The 14,573-nt window shown below is 40.9% G+C and carries 13 protein-coding genes and 1 tRNA gene; 6 read left to right on the top strand and 8 right to left on the bottom strand.

The window, feature by feature from the left end; translation table 11 throughout:
• Positions 1 to 76: 76 nt before the first annotated feature.
• Positions 77 to 727 carry a phosphoribosylanthranilate isomerase gene (locus A1232T_RS10460; protein ID WP_077449381.1) on the bottom strand — a complete coding sequence of 217 codons (651 nt, stop codon included), beginning with the start codon at positions 725 to 727 and terminating at the stop codon, positions 77 to 79.
• 160 nt (positions 728 to 887) lie between these two features.
• Between A1232T_RS10460 and A1232T_RS10455 the strand changes: the two genes are divergently transcribed.
• Positions 888 to 2,474 carry a cryptochrome/photolyase family protein gene (locus tag A1232T_RS10455; protein WP_077449358.1) on the top strand — a complete coding sequence of 529 codons (1,587 nt, stop codon included), beginning with the start codon at positions 888 to 890 and terminating at the stop codon, positions 2,472 to 2,474.
• 31 nt (positions 2,475 to 2,505) lie between these two features.
• On the opposite strand, the gene A1232T_RS10450 is transcribed toward A1232T_RS10455, so the two are convergent.
• Positions 2,506 to 3,258, bottom strand: a complete 753-nt coding sequence (locus A1232T_RS10450; protein WP_077449357.1) for a DUF4230 domain-containing protein — start codon at positions 3,256 to 3,258, stop codon at positions 2,506 to 2,508.
• A gap of 381 nt (positions 3,259 to 3,639) precedes the next feature.
• Here A1232T_RS10450 and A1232T_RS10445 point away from each other — a divergent pair, with 381 nt between their 5' ends.
• On the top strand, positions 3,640 to 5,370 hold the full coding sequence (locus A1232T_RS10445; protein WP_077449356.1) for a proline--tRNA ligase: 1,731 nt from the start codon (positions 3,640 to 3,642) through the stop codon (positions 5,368 to 5,370).
• A gap of 243 nt (positions 5,371 to 5,613) precedes the next feature.
• Here the strand turns inward: A1232T_RS10445 and A1232T_RS10440 are convergent.
• Positions 5,614 to 5,690, bottom strand: a tRNA-Val gene (locus tag A1232T_RS10440).
• Between the two features lie 162 nt (positions 5,691 to 5,852).
• On the opposite strand from A1232T_RS10440, the gene A1232T_RS10435 reads away from it, so the two are divergent.
• From A1232T_RS10435 to A1232T_RS10425, 3 genes are read left to right on the top strand one after another with little or no spacing between them, the layout of a single operon-like run.
• Complete coding sequence (locus A1232T_RS10435) at positions 5,853 to 6,824, top strand: arsenic resistance protein (RefSeq protein ID WP_077449355.1); 972 nt, start codon at positions 5,853 to 5,855, stop codon at positions 6,822 to 6,824.
• Complete coding sequence (locus tag A1232T_RS10430; RefSeq protein WP_077449354.1) at positions 6,824 to 7,897, top strand: HNH endonuclease family protein; 1,074 nt, start codon at positions 6,824 to 6,826, stop codon at positions 7,895 to 7,897. The genes A1232T_RS10435 and A1232T_RS10430 overlap by 1 nt, the downstream gene beginning before the upstream one ends.
• Positions 7,857 to 8,543, top strand: a complete 687-nt coding sequence (locus tag A1232T_RS10425; protein ID WP_244152453.1) for a class I SAM-dependent methyltransferase — start codon at positions 7,857 to 7,859, stop codon at positions 8,541 to 8,543. The genes A1232T_RS10430 and A1232T_RS10425 overlap by 41 nt, the downstream gene beginning before the upstream one ends.
• A gap of 154 nt (positions 8,544 to 8,697) precedes the next feature.
• Here the strand turns inward: A1232T_RS10425 and A1232T_RS10420 are convergent, their stop codons facing one another.
• The 4 genes from A1232T_RS10420 to A1232T_RS10405 form a co-directional block, all read right to left on the bottom strand.
• Positions 8,698 to 10,203 carry a tripartite tricarboxylate transporter permease gene (locus tag A1232T_RS10420; RefSeq protein ID WP_077449352.1) on the bottom strand — a complete coding sequence of 502 codons (1,506 nt, stop codon included), beginning with the start codon at positions 10,201 to 10,203 and terminating at the stop codon, positions 8,698 to 8,700.
• Positions 10,204 to 10,208: 5 nt separating this feature from the next.
• A complete protein-coding gene (locus A1232T_RS10415; protein ID WP_244152452.1) occupies positions 10,209 to 10,658 on the bottom strand; it encodes a tripartite tricarboxylate transporter TctB family protein in 450 nt (149 codons plus the stop codon).
• A 109-nt stretch (positions 10,659 to 10,767) separates the two neighbouring features.
• Positions 10,768 to 11,787: a Bug family tripartite tricarboxylate transporter substrate binding protein gene (locus A1232T_RS10410; RefSeq protein WP_077449350.1), complete on the bottom strand. Its 1,020-nt coding sequence runs from the start codon at positions 11,785 to 11,787 to the stop codon at positions 10,768 to 10,770.
• A gap of 208 nt (positions 11,788 to 11,995) precedes the next feature.
• On the bottom strand, positions 11,996 to 13,288 hold the full coding sequence (locus A1232T_RS10405) for an SLC13 family permease (RefSeq protein WP_077449349.1): 1,293 nt from the start codon (positions 13,286 to 13,288) through the stop codon (positions 11,996 to 11,998).
• Positions 13,289 to 13,412: 124 nt separating this feature from the next.
• Between A1232T_RS10405 and A1232T_RS10400 the strand changes: the two genes are divergently transcribed.
• Positions 13,413 to 14,138, top strand: a complete 726-nt coding sequence (locus tag A1232T_RS10400) for a GntR family transcriptional regulator (protein WP_077449348.1) — start codon at positions 13,413 to 13,415, stop codon at positions 14,136 to 14,138.
• A gap of 200 nt (positions 14,139 to 14,338) precedes the next feature.
• Here the strand turns inward: A1232T_RS10400 and A1232T_RS10395 are convergent.
• Positions 14,339 to 14,573: FAD-linked oxidase C-terminal domain-containing protein (locus A1232T_RS10395; protein ID WP_279625895.1), on the bottom strand; the 235-nt coding region annotated here is incomplete at its 5' end.

Raw genomic sequence — 14,573 nt, 5'->3', positions numbered from 1 at the left:
AATAGTAATGAGCTGTCTTTTTAATGACTTATTTTTCACTGCTTATTTTGCAGTATTTATAGAATCGGGAGTAGATTTAGCTTGGCCATCGTGTGCTTTTTACGGAGCGGATAAAGGCGGCCATCTTACCAGCATCTTTTATTCCTTTGGCAGACTCAATACCGCCGCTGACATCGACTGCTTGAATAGGCAGCATTAAGGTATCGCTAATATTGTCAGGCGTTAGTCCCCCTGCCAAGATAATAGGCAATGCACTGTCTTTGGGGATTAATGACCAGTCGAAGCGCTCTCCAGTACCGCCATAAGCGTCTTTATGATAAGCGTCTAGTAATATACTGCTTGCCCCCGCCTGCGCATAATCTTTAATTTGTGATTGAATGCTTTGTAAGTCATGGGTGTCTTTATTGATCCGAAGCGCTTTCACCCAGCGTTTATTTACACTTTTAGCCAGCTGCTGACACTGCTCGGCCGACTCATCGCCATGAAATTGAATCACATCAAAGTCCACAGTATTGGCCAGTGCCACAAGCTCTGATTGCGGCATATTAACCACCAAGGCTACGACACTAATAAAGGCCGGCACTTGCCGCACCAGACTTTGAGCTTGCTCAGCAGTAACTGCACGAGGGCTAGGAGGATAAAACACAAAGCCGAGTGCATCAGCACCTAGCTCAATCGCTTGCTGTACATCACTGGCTTGGGTGAACCCACAAAATTTAACCTGCATTGCCCTTGCAACCCCTTTACCAAACTCAAACTGCCAAATCAAACTTATCCTAGCATACTTTTTATCAAATTTAGCAGTGCTTACACTAACTTACCCCATTTAAAGTCGATATCCTTCAATATTAATAGCTATAAAAATATAAGCTCATAAAGGAAGCACCATGACCGCCACTTCACCCACTCCCCAAGCCTCCTATCTTATGTGGTTTCGACGAGACCTGCGCCTTAAAGATAATACGGCATTCTCTGAGTTAACAGAAATAGCAAAACAGGCCTCATCCAAGCCTGATATAAAAGCCTTATTTGTGGTGACCCCTGAGCAGTGGCTTGAGCAGGCCATGTCTTTGGTGCAAATGGACTTTATATTTCGCAGCTTAAAAACACTAGCAGAATCTTTATTTAATCAGCTAAACATCGAGTTACACGTACTGCAAACGTCTGATTATCACCAGTGTATCGACGCCATTGATAGCTTTTGTCAGCAGCAGAATATTAGCCATATCGCCAGTAACTATGAGTATGAGGTTAATGAGCTGGCGCGCGATGCGGCACTTGAAAAACAGTTAGGCCAAAAAGGCATCGTCTTTAATCGTTATCACGACCAATGCATCTTACCGCCAAAGTCCGTCACAACCAATGAAGACACTATGTATAAAGTGTTTACCCCTTTTTATAGAAAATGGCAAAGTATTTTAGACACAGGCTTGGTCAATATTCATCCACTTGAGCCGGTAAATAACAACAAGCTAAATCCAGATATTTTGACTCAAATATTAGCCACTATTGATAACTTGTATCAGCAGACGCTTAGGCTATTTTTAGAAAGTCCGGCTAATCAAGATAAAAATACGGAACTACTGTTACAAACAGCCCATCAAACCTACCCTGCCGGCGAAAATGAAGCTTATAAGCAGTTACAGCAGTTCTTAGCAGAGGATGTGCAGCAGTACGATATTGCCCGTGATCAACCGGCGTTAGAGGCCACCAGTCAGCTTTCAGCCTATCTGTCCATAGGCGCTATCAGCCCGCGCTTATGTTATCTGCAAGCCAAACAAACGGCTCAAGCTATTTATGAGGCAAATGAGCATAACTTAAGTAAAATTGATGCAGATTTAGGAGCTGAGCAAGACATCCAGCGCTGGATTAGTGAGCTGGCCTGGCGAGACTTTTATCGCCACGTTATGGTGGATCGCCCCGATATCGTCAAAGGAGCCGCTTTTAATGAAGTGGCTGACCAAAAGGTAACTTGGTCCTATGATTTATCAGACTTTGAGAAATGGTGCAAAGGACTAACCGGTGTACCTTTGGTAGATGCTGCGATGCGCTGCCTGAATCAAACCGGCTTTATGCACAATCGACTGCGTATGGTAACGGCGATGTTTTTGACCAAAGACTTGTTTATTGATTGGCGCTTGGGAGAGCGCTACTTTATGCAAAATCTAATTGATGGGGATTTTGCGTCTAATAACGGCGGCTGGCAATGGAGTGCTTCTACCGGCACCGATGCCGCGCCCTACTTTCGTATTATGAATCCCTTTAGTCAAGCCAAGACCCATGATAAAGAGACTGTTTTTATTAAAACTTGGCTACCTGAGCTAAAAGATATTCCCACTAGTGTCTTACACGACGAGGCCAAACTAAGACAGGCCCTAAGCAAAAAAGGCAGGTTTGCTGATGTTGACTACCCACAATCTATGGTAGAACATAAGCAAGCCCGCCTTTATGCCATTGAGCAGTTTAAGGGATAGCTATATATTGGCTAAGACACCTAATAATGTGCTAGTCAACAGGCTGACATGCCCCTGCCCCTTGAGTGGTTACGCTAACTTCCGCCCCAGTCATGGCAAATAACTGCTGCATTTCTTTTTTGGCATTGTCTTCTGCTTGCTGCATCACCCCGTCAGCACAGGCACGCTTAAGCACTTCCTCTTTAGCACTGGCTTGAGCTTGCGCTAAAATCTCAGGCTCGACTTTTTTCATGCCAAACAAGCCGCCAGACTGCCAGTCATAAACATCAATATCCTGCAAATACACAGTGAAAATCTGCGCAGGTGGCAAAGTAACCATAATATTTGGCATTAAAGTTATCGGCATATCTTCATTGCCTTGTGCTTCAGCATTGGCCTTTGCTGTCGCGATTTGTTCCTCGGTGGGGTCTGTGACCTGAACCATCTCTGGACTTAGCTCACTTAAGTCTACCCCAGCGACTACTCGACCACGAGCAATAAACAAGCCTTTTTGTTCATCTTGCCATAAACGCTGCCAACTGCCTGGCTGCTCACTGGTAATCACCGTATCGACATTATAAGCCACGGTTTCTAAGCGATTCAGTTGCTGAATTTTACTGACCACGCCTTCTCGGCTAACGGTTTGAATTTGCGGTGAATTGTCTTGATTAAACTGCTGCCACAGCAAAACACTAAGCAGAATCAAAACCAGTAAAAACACCAGCTTGAGTAACACACCACTGCTTTTGGCGGTGGAATTCGAGTTGTTGCCGGGGGTTGGCCCAGCTTGCTTCATATTATTCATGGTTCACCCTCATGTGATTATTATTTTGGGTTTAATATAGCCAATAAACTAGAAGTTGTCTGTTGGATTCAAGGGGTAATAAATCAAAATTTAGTCAATCTGATTCTATATGGCTTAAAATTGGTATTAAATTGGGCCTAAATCCAGTAAGAAGTCAAAAAAGGATTGCGTCAAAGGCCGACTTTACCTAACATAGTCAGGTTACCACTATTATTTTTTCTTACTATTATCATTTAACACCGTAATAACCGTCTGAATACTGATTAGCAGCACATTTAAGACGGGCCTTATTGACGGTGCTTTTATTGTTTCAGTGAGTTTTTTAAAGTTAATTTTATCGTTAACCACCCTTTAACTACATTGAGTAAAGTCGAGTCAGTTATGAGAGCCAGCCAGTTTTTATTTGCTACCTTAAAAGAAACCCCAAGCGATGCCGATATCGTCTCAAGCCAACTTATGGTAAGAGCCGGTCTTATTCGTAAGCTAGCGTCAGGCCTATATGTCTGGTTACCGATGGGTCTTAAGGTCCTGCAAAAAGTTGAAAGAATTGTGCGTGAAGAGATGGAAAATATCGGCGCACAAGAAGTCCTCATGCCAATGACTCAGCCTGCTGAGTTATGGCAAGAGTCAGGACGCTTTGAAGATTATGGTCCTGAACTTCTACGTTTCACCGACCGTCACAATCGTGACTTCGTACTAGGCCCCACTCACGAAGAGGTCATCACTGATTTGGCCCGTGGTGAATTACGTAGCTACAAACAGCTGCCTGTTACTTTCTTCCAAATTCAAGGTAAGTTCCGCGATGAGATTCGCCCTCGCTTTGGTATCATGCGTGCCCGCGAATTCACTATGAAAGATGCGTACTCTTTCCACGTAGATCAAGAGTCATTGGAAGTAACCTATCAACAGATGTATGATGCCTACACCCGCATTTTTCAACGTCTTGGCTTAAACTTCCGTGCTGTATTGGCCGATACTGGCTCAATCGGTGGCTCAGCTTCTCATGAGTTCCATGTATTGGCTGGCAGTGGTGAAGATGCCATCGCTTTCTCTGACGGTTCAGACTACGCAGCTAACGTTGAGCTTGCAGAAGCAGTCTGCACCGATGAGCGCGCCGCTCCTACTCAAGAAAGACAAGATGTAGCAACACCAAAGATTCAAACCAATGAAGATTTGGCTAAGTTCCTAGGCATTCCTTTAGAAACCACAGTAAAAACTTTAGTGGTTAAAGGTCATCACATCAATGAAGATGGCTCTGAAGGCGAAGAACAATTGGTAGCCTTAGTAGTTCGTGGCGACCATACCTTAAATGAGGTCAAAGCTGAGAAAATCGCTGAAGTAGCCACACCGCTTACTTTCGCTACTGAAGAAGAGATGAAAGCCGCTGGTCTGAAAAAAGGCTTCATCGGTGTAGACTTAGACATCCCTGTTTATGTTGACCGTGCGGCAGCTGCCATGAGCGACTTTGTGTCAGGTGCCAATGAGTATGACATGCACACCACAGGCATGAACTGGGAGCGTGATGCTCAGATCACTGAAGTGGTCGATATTCGTGACGTGGTCGAAGGCGACGCCTCACCAGACGGTAAAGGCACGCTAAGCATCAAACGTGGTATCGAAGTGGGCCATATCTTCCAGTTGGGCGATAAATATTCAAAAGCGCTAAACTGTACGGTTATGGGTGAAGATGGTAAGCCAGTGACTCTAATGATGGGCTGTTATGGTATCGGGGTTAGCCGTATCATCGCTGCTGCCATTGAACAAAACCACGATGACAACGGTATCATCTGGGCCAAAACACCAGATATCAAAGACTCAATCGCTCCTTTTGACATCGCCATTGTGCCAATGAAATCAAAAGAAGATACGGTTATGCAAACCGCTGAAGCTTTATATGAAGAGCTAAAAGCCAAAGGCTTAAACGTTATCTTAGATGACCGTAACGAGCGTCCTGGCGTGAAGTTTGCTGACCTTGAGCTTATTGGTATCCCGCACCGTATCGTGGTATCAGACCGCAACTTAGCTGAAGATAAATACGAGTATGTTGATCGCCGTGAAGGGGAAAAACAATTGCTTAGCCGTGAAGAGGTTCTGGCAAAAGTTAGTCAGTAATTTAGCTGGCTAATTTTAAAGCTATTAGAATTAAGCCACTAAAGCCATGACTGTTAAAAAGAGAGCCTCATTTGAGGCTCTCTTTTTTTGTGATTTTTTAGTACCTTTTAGTTGTTGGGCTTTTCTTATTCTTATTGCTAGTTTTAAGGAGAGTAACTGTCTTATAGGTTAATAGCTTCTCTTAGTATTTAAAATTGGCTGCACAAAAAAAGCCCCAATCATAAAGATTGGGGCTTTCGAATTTGGTAGGCGTAACTAGATTCGAACTAGCGACCTCTACCATGTCAAGGTAGCGCTCTAACCAACTGAGCTATACGCCTATTGAGGTGATGTATTTTAGCAAGTTTTCTAGCTTTTGCAAGCCTTTATTTCTACAAATATTTAAAGTTAAGACTTAACACAATTGTTCTGCTCGTAGCCTATAATTTACCTCCACCTATCTTCTATTGTAACCCTATATTTTAGAGCACTAAGAGCAAAGCATGGATAACCTACGTACTTTATTAGAAACTCGACAAATTAGCATTTACTTCGTCGCTACTGTTTTAGCCTTGCTTGGAGGGATAATGGTTCCGCAGATTGCTGATTTTCAGTGGGCTATAAACCCTGCTTTAGCCTTGATGCTGTTTGTCACTTTTTTACAAGTTCCTGTTACCGAACTTAAAAAGGGCTTAAGTGACTTAAAGTTCCTTACAGCTTTACTCATAGCAAACTTCATTGCCATTCCCTTATTAATTGCAGCCTTGCTTCCTTTATTACCGCCTAATCCATTTATTTTGTTAGCTGTGCTATTGGTGCTTCTGTGTCCGTGCATTGACTATGTGATAACTTTTTCACACTTAGGTCAGGCGGATTCTCGCTTACTGCTTTCCTCCACCCCTATTCTACTAATAGTACAAACTCTACTTTTGCCAATATATCTCAAGCTATTTCTCGGAAACTCATTTGTAGAGCTGATTCAAGTAAACACATTTATTCACGCTTTTATGCAGCTAATTGTTATCCCTTTTATATTAGCAGCTATCCTGCAGTTGTGGGCAGCGCGCTCAAATAGCGGCAAACAAATAACTAATAGCCTATCTTTACTTCCTGTACCTGCTACTGCTCTTGTGTTGTTCATAATTATTGCTTCTGTGATTCCAAGCCTCAAAGGCCAAACAGTGATTGTCCTGCAAGTTATTCCTATCTATATTGCATTTGCCATACTTGCCCCAGTGATAGGATGGATTATAGGCCGCTTATTTCAACTTAATATCCCTGCTAATCGTGCTTTAGTGTTTAGCAGCAGTACCCGAAACTCACTGGTTATACTCCCGCTAGCATTAGCTATCCCAGGCTATAACTCTGTCATACCAGTTATTATTATCACTCAAACGCTTATTGAGTTGATTAGCCAGTTGGTTTATATAAAGATAATACCTAAACTCATAACCAAGATACCCAAGGAGTGGTAATGAATTTCGTCGATGTCGAGCCTACCCTAGAAAACTACTGGCGAGCCATTATTCTATTCGGCCGCAATACTGCTTCCTATAAGTTTGCTTTAGCAAAAAGCCTCATCGATGTGAGCTTAAACAGCAAGTCAGATTTAATTACTCTTGATGATTTAGCTCTGCCCTATGCCATGCATCTATGCGAGCACTTGAAGCATAGCCCTAAACAAAGTACCGCAAGAAGCAGTAAGTTTATTCAGGCTTGCATGGACTTTAACCAAGGGACTATTACTGAGACTCAGCTCATTGATATCACCACCAAAGAGGGCTTTAAATACGTACTAGATGCATTTCATGTCGTTAATACTAAAGCAGTACAAGAACGGTTTTATGATGTGATTGATGAAGAGCTCTTTATCGATGAGCGTAAGTTCAATAAAGGCATTCGCTTAACTGATAACTTATTTAAGCTGTTTTACGTCTTTGACCACTCAGCAGAAAACTTGAATCAAGAAACTGAATCAAGATGGAATTTAGTTGAAAAAGCGTGGGAGTTAAATCTAAACAAGAACTTAGTCGCCGTTGAATTTGACCAAGAAACAAAGCAATTATTCTCTCATGACCCAAGTCATCGCCGTGTTGGGATTACCAGCTCACGTGGTGCTCTAAATGGTTATCAGAAGGGTCGCTGCTTTTATTGTTTCAAAGAGATCAGTATCGCTTCTCAAGACACTCAACTGGCTGATGTAGACCACTTCTTTCCGCACACCCTGAAACCTCAAGTTGCCGAAGCAGGCTGCTGCCAACCAGTAAATGTGGATGGTGTATGGAACCTCGTTCTTGCTTGCCAAGATTGTAATCGCGGCCATGACGGTAAGTTTGCTCAAGTCCCCTCTACGCTGTTGCTAGATAGACTAAATACGCGTAACGAGTATTTAATTGAGAGCCATCATCCCCTTAGAGAAACGTTAATCCTTCAGACTGGTAGAACAAAAAGTCAGCGTAAGCAATTTTTGCAAAAGTCTTATGACTTCTCTAAACAAAGACTCATCCATGTCTGGCAACCATCCAAGCAAGGTGACAGTACTTTTTAATAGGCAAATAAGCATGACAGACAGCCCTACTTTAGACTTCTACAACCAGCATGCTGACAGTTATATAAAGCAAACAAGAAACGTTAAAATGCATGTTTTATACAAGAGGTTTACTAGCCAATTACCTAGTCCTTCTGGGGTTTCTCAGCATATCTTGGATCTCGGATGTGGTTCTGGCAGGGATAGCTTCTGGTTTTCTAACGAGCTTGGAGTGAAGGTTACGGCGATCGATGGAAGCTCAGAGCTGATTAAACGAAATCAGGCATACTATGCTGCAAGCAGTATTAACTGGCAGCATCTAAAGTTCGAAGATATTAGACATCAAGGTTGGGAAAATCAGTTTACTGGAATTTGGGCCTGCGCATCCCTACTCCATGTACCATTTAATGAGCTACCAAATATGATCGCGAGCTTATTGGACACACTGGTATCAGGTGGTGTTATGTATGCCTCTTTTAAACATGGTAACGCTGAAAGATACGATGGAGAGCGCTTCTTCTGTGATATGAATGAAGATCGTTTCCTGGAGGTCTTGCAGCAGATATCCACGACACACCCTCTTGAATATGTAACTTGGATTACTGCTGATCAACAAGGTGGACGGGATGTTGAGTGGTTTAATGTGTTGATGAGGAGGCGAGCTTAAAATACAGTTGTAAAACTAAATTTAAAAGTAGAAACGTATAAGATAGTATACGAATAATTTTATCTATCCAAACTTTATAGAGTTTTTTGAAAACTAAATAATAACGGTGACTGAAAACTCTTCCAATCACCGTTATTGAATTTAAGAATTAAGATTATGCACTAGGTTTCTTATAGCGCTTACGATAGATGCTACGGATAATTGGCATGAATATCATCATTATTGCTAAGCACCACAATACCATTGAGATATTACTACTCCACAAAATGCTCAACTCACCTTGAGAAATAGACAAAGCACGTCTTAAGTTATCCTCCATCAGTTCACCAAGTACATAGCCTAGAATAAGTGCTGATAATGGAAAGTTAGTCTTACGCAAGAAATAGCCAAATACCCCAAGACCAACCATAAATATTAAGTCAAATGTTGTGCTATTAATTGAGTAAACACCAATGAAGCTAACAGCAGCGATAGAAGGAATCAATATATAGTTTGGAACATCAAGTAATTTAGCAAAGAAGCGAACCAAAGGAATGTTCATTACCAACAGAATGACGTTACAAATAAATAGAGAAGCAATCAGACCCCATACGATATCAGGCTGCTCAGTAAATAATTGTGGGCCTGGCGTAATGTTGTATAAAGTCAAAGCGCCCATCATAACCGCCGTTGTCCCTGATCCAGGCACACCTAAAGTCAACATAGGTACGAAAGAACCACAGGCTGAAGCATTATTAGCAGCTTCTGGAGAAGCTAGACCTCGAAGGTCACCTTCACCAAACTTTCCAGAGTCACCTGCAATTTTACGCTCACTCGTATAAGTCATAGCACTAGCGATGGTTGCCCCAGCTCCTGGTAAAATACCAACCACAAAGCCCATTAAGCCACTACGAATCATAGCTCCTAAGCTAAATAGAAGTTCTTTAAGATTAAATAAGCTACGCTTACCTTGCTCGACAACTTTTTGACCAGTAGTTGTTCTTTCAAGCAGAATTAGAATCTCACTAACACTAAAAAAGCCGATAACAATCGTTGTAAACTGGATACCGTCAGACAGGTTAACCGAGTCAAAGGTAAAACGATAAACCCCAGTAACCGCATCAACACCTACTGTAGCAAGACCCAATCCGATCAGGGCTGATACAGCAGTTTTAATAGGTTGATCACCAACCAATCCACTTAAGCAAGTAATCGCAAATACCATGAGTACGAAATACTCAGCTGGACCAAAAGAGACTGCCCAATTAGCCAGTAGAGGAGCAAATAGAACGACACCAATAGTTGCAATAGTAGCGCCAACGAATGAAGCCACTGCCGATATTGATAGTGCAATACCTGCTTTTCCCTGTAAAGCTAGAGGGTTACCATCGAGTGAGGTCATGACTGCTGCTGCAGACCCTGGGACGTTAAGCAAAATCGCTGAGATACGTCCTCCATACTCACAACCAAGATAAACGGCTGATAATAGAATTAGAGCGCTCTCTGGTGGTAAGCCTAGCGCAAAAGCAAAGGGCAATAATATCGCTACACCATTAATCGGACCTAGCCCTGGCAACATGCCTACTACAGTACCAATAAAAGCACCGACCAAAGCTATCATCAGGTTTTCAGGTGTGGATGCAACCGTAAAACCATGCATCAAAAAATTTAAGGTTTCCATAATTACTATCCCATTATCCCTGATAACAACCCAAGTGGCAGTATGACATCTAGTAACATGTCAAATAAGACATATAAGACAATACTGATCACAATTGAAAAAATAAGGCTTTTAATAGGGCTACCAGCAAATAGCAAGCCAACAGCAAAGCACATTAGCGTGGTAGAAACAATGAAACCTAGAGGCTCAAATATTAAGCTATACACAGTTAAGGCAATAACACATAAAACCAAGTTTCTAATTACTGTATTGTCATACCCCAAATTAATTACTTTAGTAAATCGCGCTGGGCGAAATGCAATAATCAAAGTCAAAAATGCTAACAAAGAAAAGATTAAGATAGGATAAGGTCTCGGACCTATTGGGTCATAAGCAATAGGAGCCACATAACTCATAGCTAAATAAACTAAAAACAAGCTAAACAGCGCCATTAACCCAGAAAACACACGTTCCATCGTCATAAGGAACACTCCTTGAGTTATCAGATAAAAAGGCTGAAAAATAGAGTGTTTTTCAGCCTTTAAAAAGTAGTATAACTACTTAGATTTGATATTTAATTCAGAGTTACTGGGCTTCAGTTTCAACAAGACCATACTCAGCAGAAAGCTCGCGTAGCTCACCAGTACGCTTATACACATACTCTTGTAGTTCTTCACCTGTCATAGAGAATGGAAGTAGCTCTTGCTGCTCACGAATCTCAGCAAATTTTGGATCAGCAAGTACTTTATCAAAAGACTCCTTCCACCAGCTATAAGCGTTAGGACTTACATCTGGTCCCATATAGTAACCACGAACCACCGGCCAAATTACATCATATCCTTGCTCTACAGCTGTTGGAATATCTGCCATTGTTCCACCTAATCTCTCATCAGAGAATACAGCTAAAACACGTAGTTTACCTGCACTGGCTTGCGGCATAATCTCAGCAATACCCGCACTAACGACAGTAATGTGATTACCCAATACTCCAGTAATAGCTTCACCGCCCCCTTCCATAGCGACATAAGTCATATCATTTGGATTCACACCAGCTGCTTTAGCTAACATCGCAGTTTGCATCCAGTCTTGACCACCAACACTACCACCAGCGCCAAAGCTGACTGATTTTGGATCTGACTTTAGCTTAGCGACTAAGTCGTCTAAATTTTTAAGAGGTGAGTCAGCATTAACAGCAATAGCACCATAATCTGTACCAACAGCCGCTAACCACTTCACATCTTTTTCAGTAAACTTACCAAATTTACCTTGTGATAAGTTCAGGATAGAACCCGTTGAAAATGCGATGATGGCATCATCATTAGCACGATCATTAGCCACAATCTTGTTATAAGCAACTGCACCGACGCCACCTGGCATATACGTCACACGCATAGGCTCTTCTAAAATACCTGTTTCTTTTAAGCCAGCTTGTGCAAGCTTACAGGTTAAATCAAATCCACCACCCGGTTTTGCTGGTGCAATACACTCGGGACGCGAAGGTGATGTATATTCAGCTGACTCATTTGCAGCAGTTTGACTTGAATTATTACAGGCAGTTAAAGAAATAACGGATAGACCAAGAGCCAAATAAGATAGTTTTGTCACACGACACTCCTTGTGTGTATTTACACAATAAAAATTAATGAATAACTACGATTTCAAAAACCTGAGGCTTACAGAATAGTAAAGCTCAGATATTAAGGACTTACATATATACATTGAAGTAACAGTTCTGTTATTTGTAAATTAACAGAATATTTTATAAATAACAAGAAACATATGTATGTATATATGAATATACAATATTATATGCTTATAATATAAGCTGAATAGCAATAACAGCTATTATCCCAGCCCCTACTCCTATAGGAACTGCTTGCAATAATAGTGTATTAAACAGCTTTTTTGTATCTACAGCTACTTGAGAGGCTCCCAATATTAAACTCCCCCCGGAAGAGAAAGGAGAAAGTGATGAGCTTTGGGCGCCCAGAACAATACAAATAAATAACAATAAAGGACTCCAGCCTGAAGCAATAGCTAGAGGGGGGACTATCGGAAATAAAGTAGGTGCCACAACGCCAAGTGTACTTGCAAATATCGACATAATGGCACTAATGACAAAGATTAAAATGGGTATTATCCAAATAGGGACATTTGTACTTAACCACTCAGTTAACTGATAAACCACCCCTATTTCGACACCAAGACTAATCAACATACCCATACCACAAATCATAATAAGTGTGTTCCAAGGTATTAAAGCAATGACGGCTCTCTCATCACCTAGCTTTAAGACTAAGCTAATCAGAACAAAGATAGTAGCAATAAAACCTATATCAATACGATGATTTAGAAACTGAAGTGCGGGGGTCTCTGGCATTAGTAAATTTAAAATAGGAAAGACTAAAATAACAGCTACCATGATAAAAATGAGTGTAATGGACTGTCTTTGCTGTGTATCTAAGGGCTCTGGCTTAGTAACAACCTGATCTTGCGTATTAATTTCATTAGTATTAACAAAACTATAGATACCTAGCAAGACAACAGGCATCAGAAAGGTAACTACAAAGACTCCTAAAGCATAAGTAAAAGTATTATCATTCGCCACCCCTGATCCACGCATGAGTTCCCTAAAAATAACACCACTTTGAGAGGTAACAAAATTAGCACCTGCTAAAGCACCGTAATTAATCGATAAGGTGGCTATAACAATGCTTAGGTGAGTCCTTTTACACAATGACAAAACCATGGGAGCCATTGTCGCTATGACCGTGTAATAGCCAGCTCCTAGTCCAGAAATAATAGTGGATACCAAATAGATAACTAGAGGCAGTAAGCTGGGAAAATGACGGCACTTGTATATTAAATGACTTGTAAGCTTTTCTAGAGCGCCATTAGCTAGCGGGAAATTATAAAAAAGTGTTACCGCAAAAATGACAAAGAAAATTTTAAGCGGCCATAACTCTATCACCTCATTGGCCTGCATCCCCATACCAAAACAACCAATGAGATAGGAAAAGGCAATAGCAAATAAGCCGATATTAATTTTAGTGACATAACCCAAAATAATACATACAACGATGGCAGCTAGGATATAAAGCGTCACAAACCTTCCTTACTTTAATGGCTTTAATTGTAGAAGAACACCCACACATGTTAACTTTTCGAGAAATAATAATACTCAAGATGCATAAGCAAGTTTATAAAAATATTTCCATTATGGTGACAAAATGATAGAAAACTTCAGCAACCTTAAAATACCTAGATATGAGCAGGTACGATTACATATTCAAAAGTTACTGACAAATAGCAACTGGGATGAAAAAACTCCCTTGCCTACCGAACAAGAGTTTGCAGATAGATATCAAGTATCCGTAGGAACTGTGCGCAAAGCCGTCGAAAAACTAGTGGAAGAAGGTATTTTAATAAAAAAACAAGGTAGAGGTACTTTTTTAAAACAACCAAACTTTGATAGTTCTTTATTAAGATTTTTTAAGTTCCGTGATAAAGATGCCTGCTATGTAACTCCAGAAGGCATTGTCAAAAGTATTACTATTGTAGACGGCAACGATGATATCAACTCAAAGCTGAATTTAGAAAGAGCCCAAGCACTAATTCATATAGAACGCACACGCATGGTTGGTGATAAGGTTCTACTTAGTGAGAAAATATGGCTGCCCAAGAGTCGTTATGAGATATTTGCAACATTAGAGCCCAAAGACTTCGAAAATCTTCTTTACCCTTTTTATTATAAACAATGTGGCCAATTTGTTTCATCAGCAGTAGAAACTCTATTTTTCATAACTGACTATGTAGATCCTTATTTAGGTAATACCAAAAATGAAAATTTAGTTAAGGTGTGCCGCATTGCTAAAAACTTAGAGGGCGAACCTATTGAATACAGGGAATCATACGGACTAGCAGATAAATTTAGTTATGAAATTAACATTAACTAAAGCTCAAAAAGAAGGGGCTTAATTTTCAAAAACTAAGCCCTTTTATGATAGTTTTCTGCGATAGCCTCCCTATTAATGATTATCAGAGACTCGATACTCTACCAATCCTATCACTCCTGTAAGGCATCAAAGACCTACTATCAGATAAAAAAGCCAAGCATTGCTTGGCTTTTTTGTTTTAAACGCCTATCAAGAGCGAATTACACATCAAAAATCTTACCCCGGTTCATAATCCCATTAGGATCAAACACCTTTTTAAGTTCTTTCAGATACTCAATCTCAGTCTCACTACGGCTGTAGTTTAGATAAGGCTTTTTGGTCATGCCCACACCGTGCTCTGCTGATACCGAGCCGCCGTATTTTTGCACCGTTTGGAATACCAAATCATTCACACTTTGGCATTTCTCAAAGAACTCATCTTTCGTTAAGTTCTCA

The sequence above is a fragment of the Psychrobacter pasteurii genome (genome assembly GCF_900162815.1).
Taxonomy (GTDB): domain Bacteria; phylum Pseudomonadota; class Gammaproteobacteria; order Pseudomonadales; family Moraxellaceae; genus Psychrobacter; species Psychrobacter pasteurii.
Note: the sequence above shows the minus strand (reverse complement) of the source record. Positions and strands in the feature narration are given on the sequence as shown.

Bases quoted from the DNA above. Each gene is read 5' to 3' on its own strand.
- A1232T_RS10460 (WP_077449381.1), bottom strand. From the start codon at position 727: ATGCAGGTTAAATTTTGTGGGTTCACCCAAGCCAGTGATGTACAGCAA.
- A1232T_RS10455 (WP_077449358.1), top strand. From the start codon at position 888: ATGACCGCCACTTCACCCACTCCCCAAGCCTCCTATCTTATGTGGTTT.
- A1232T_RS10450 (WP_077449357.1), bottom strand. From the start codon at position 3,258: ATGAATAATATGAAGCAAGCTGGGCCAACCCCCGGCAACAACTCGAAT.
- A1232T_RS10445 (WP_077449356.1), top strand. From the start codon at position 3,640: ATGAGAGCCAGCCAGTTTTTATTTGCTACCTTAAAAGAAACCCCAAGC.
- A1232T_RS10435 (WP_077449355.1), top strand. From the start codon at position 5,853: ATGGATAACCTACGTACTTTATTAGAAACTCGACAAATTAGCATTTAC.
- A1232T_RS10430 (WP_077449354.1), top strand. From the start codon at position 6,824: ATGAATTTCGTCGATGTCGAGCCTACCCTAGAAAACTACTGGCGAGCC.
- A1232T_RS10425 (WP_244152453.1), top strand. From the start codon at position 7,857: ATGTCTGGCAACCATCCAAGCAAGGTGACAGTACTTTTTAATAGGCAA.
- A1232T_RS10420 (WP_077449352.1), bottom strand. From the start codon at position 10,203: ATGGAAACCTTAAATTTTTTGATGCATGGTTTTACGGTTGCATCCACA.
- A1232T_RS10415 (WP_244152452.1), bottom strand. From the start codon at position 10,658: ATGGAACGTGTGTTTTCTGGGTTAATGGCGCTGTTTAGCTTGTTTTTA.
- A1232T_RS10400 (WP_077449348.1), top strand. From the start codon at position 13,413: ATGATAGAAAACTTCAGCAACCTTAAAATACCTAGATATGAGCAGGTA.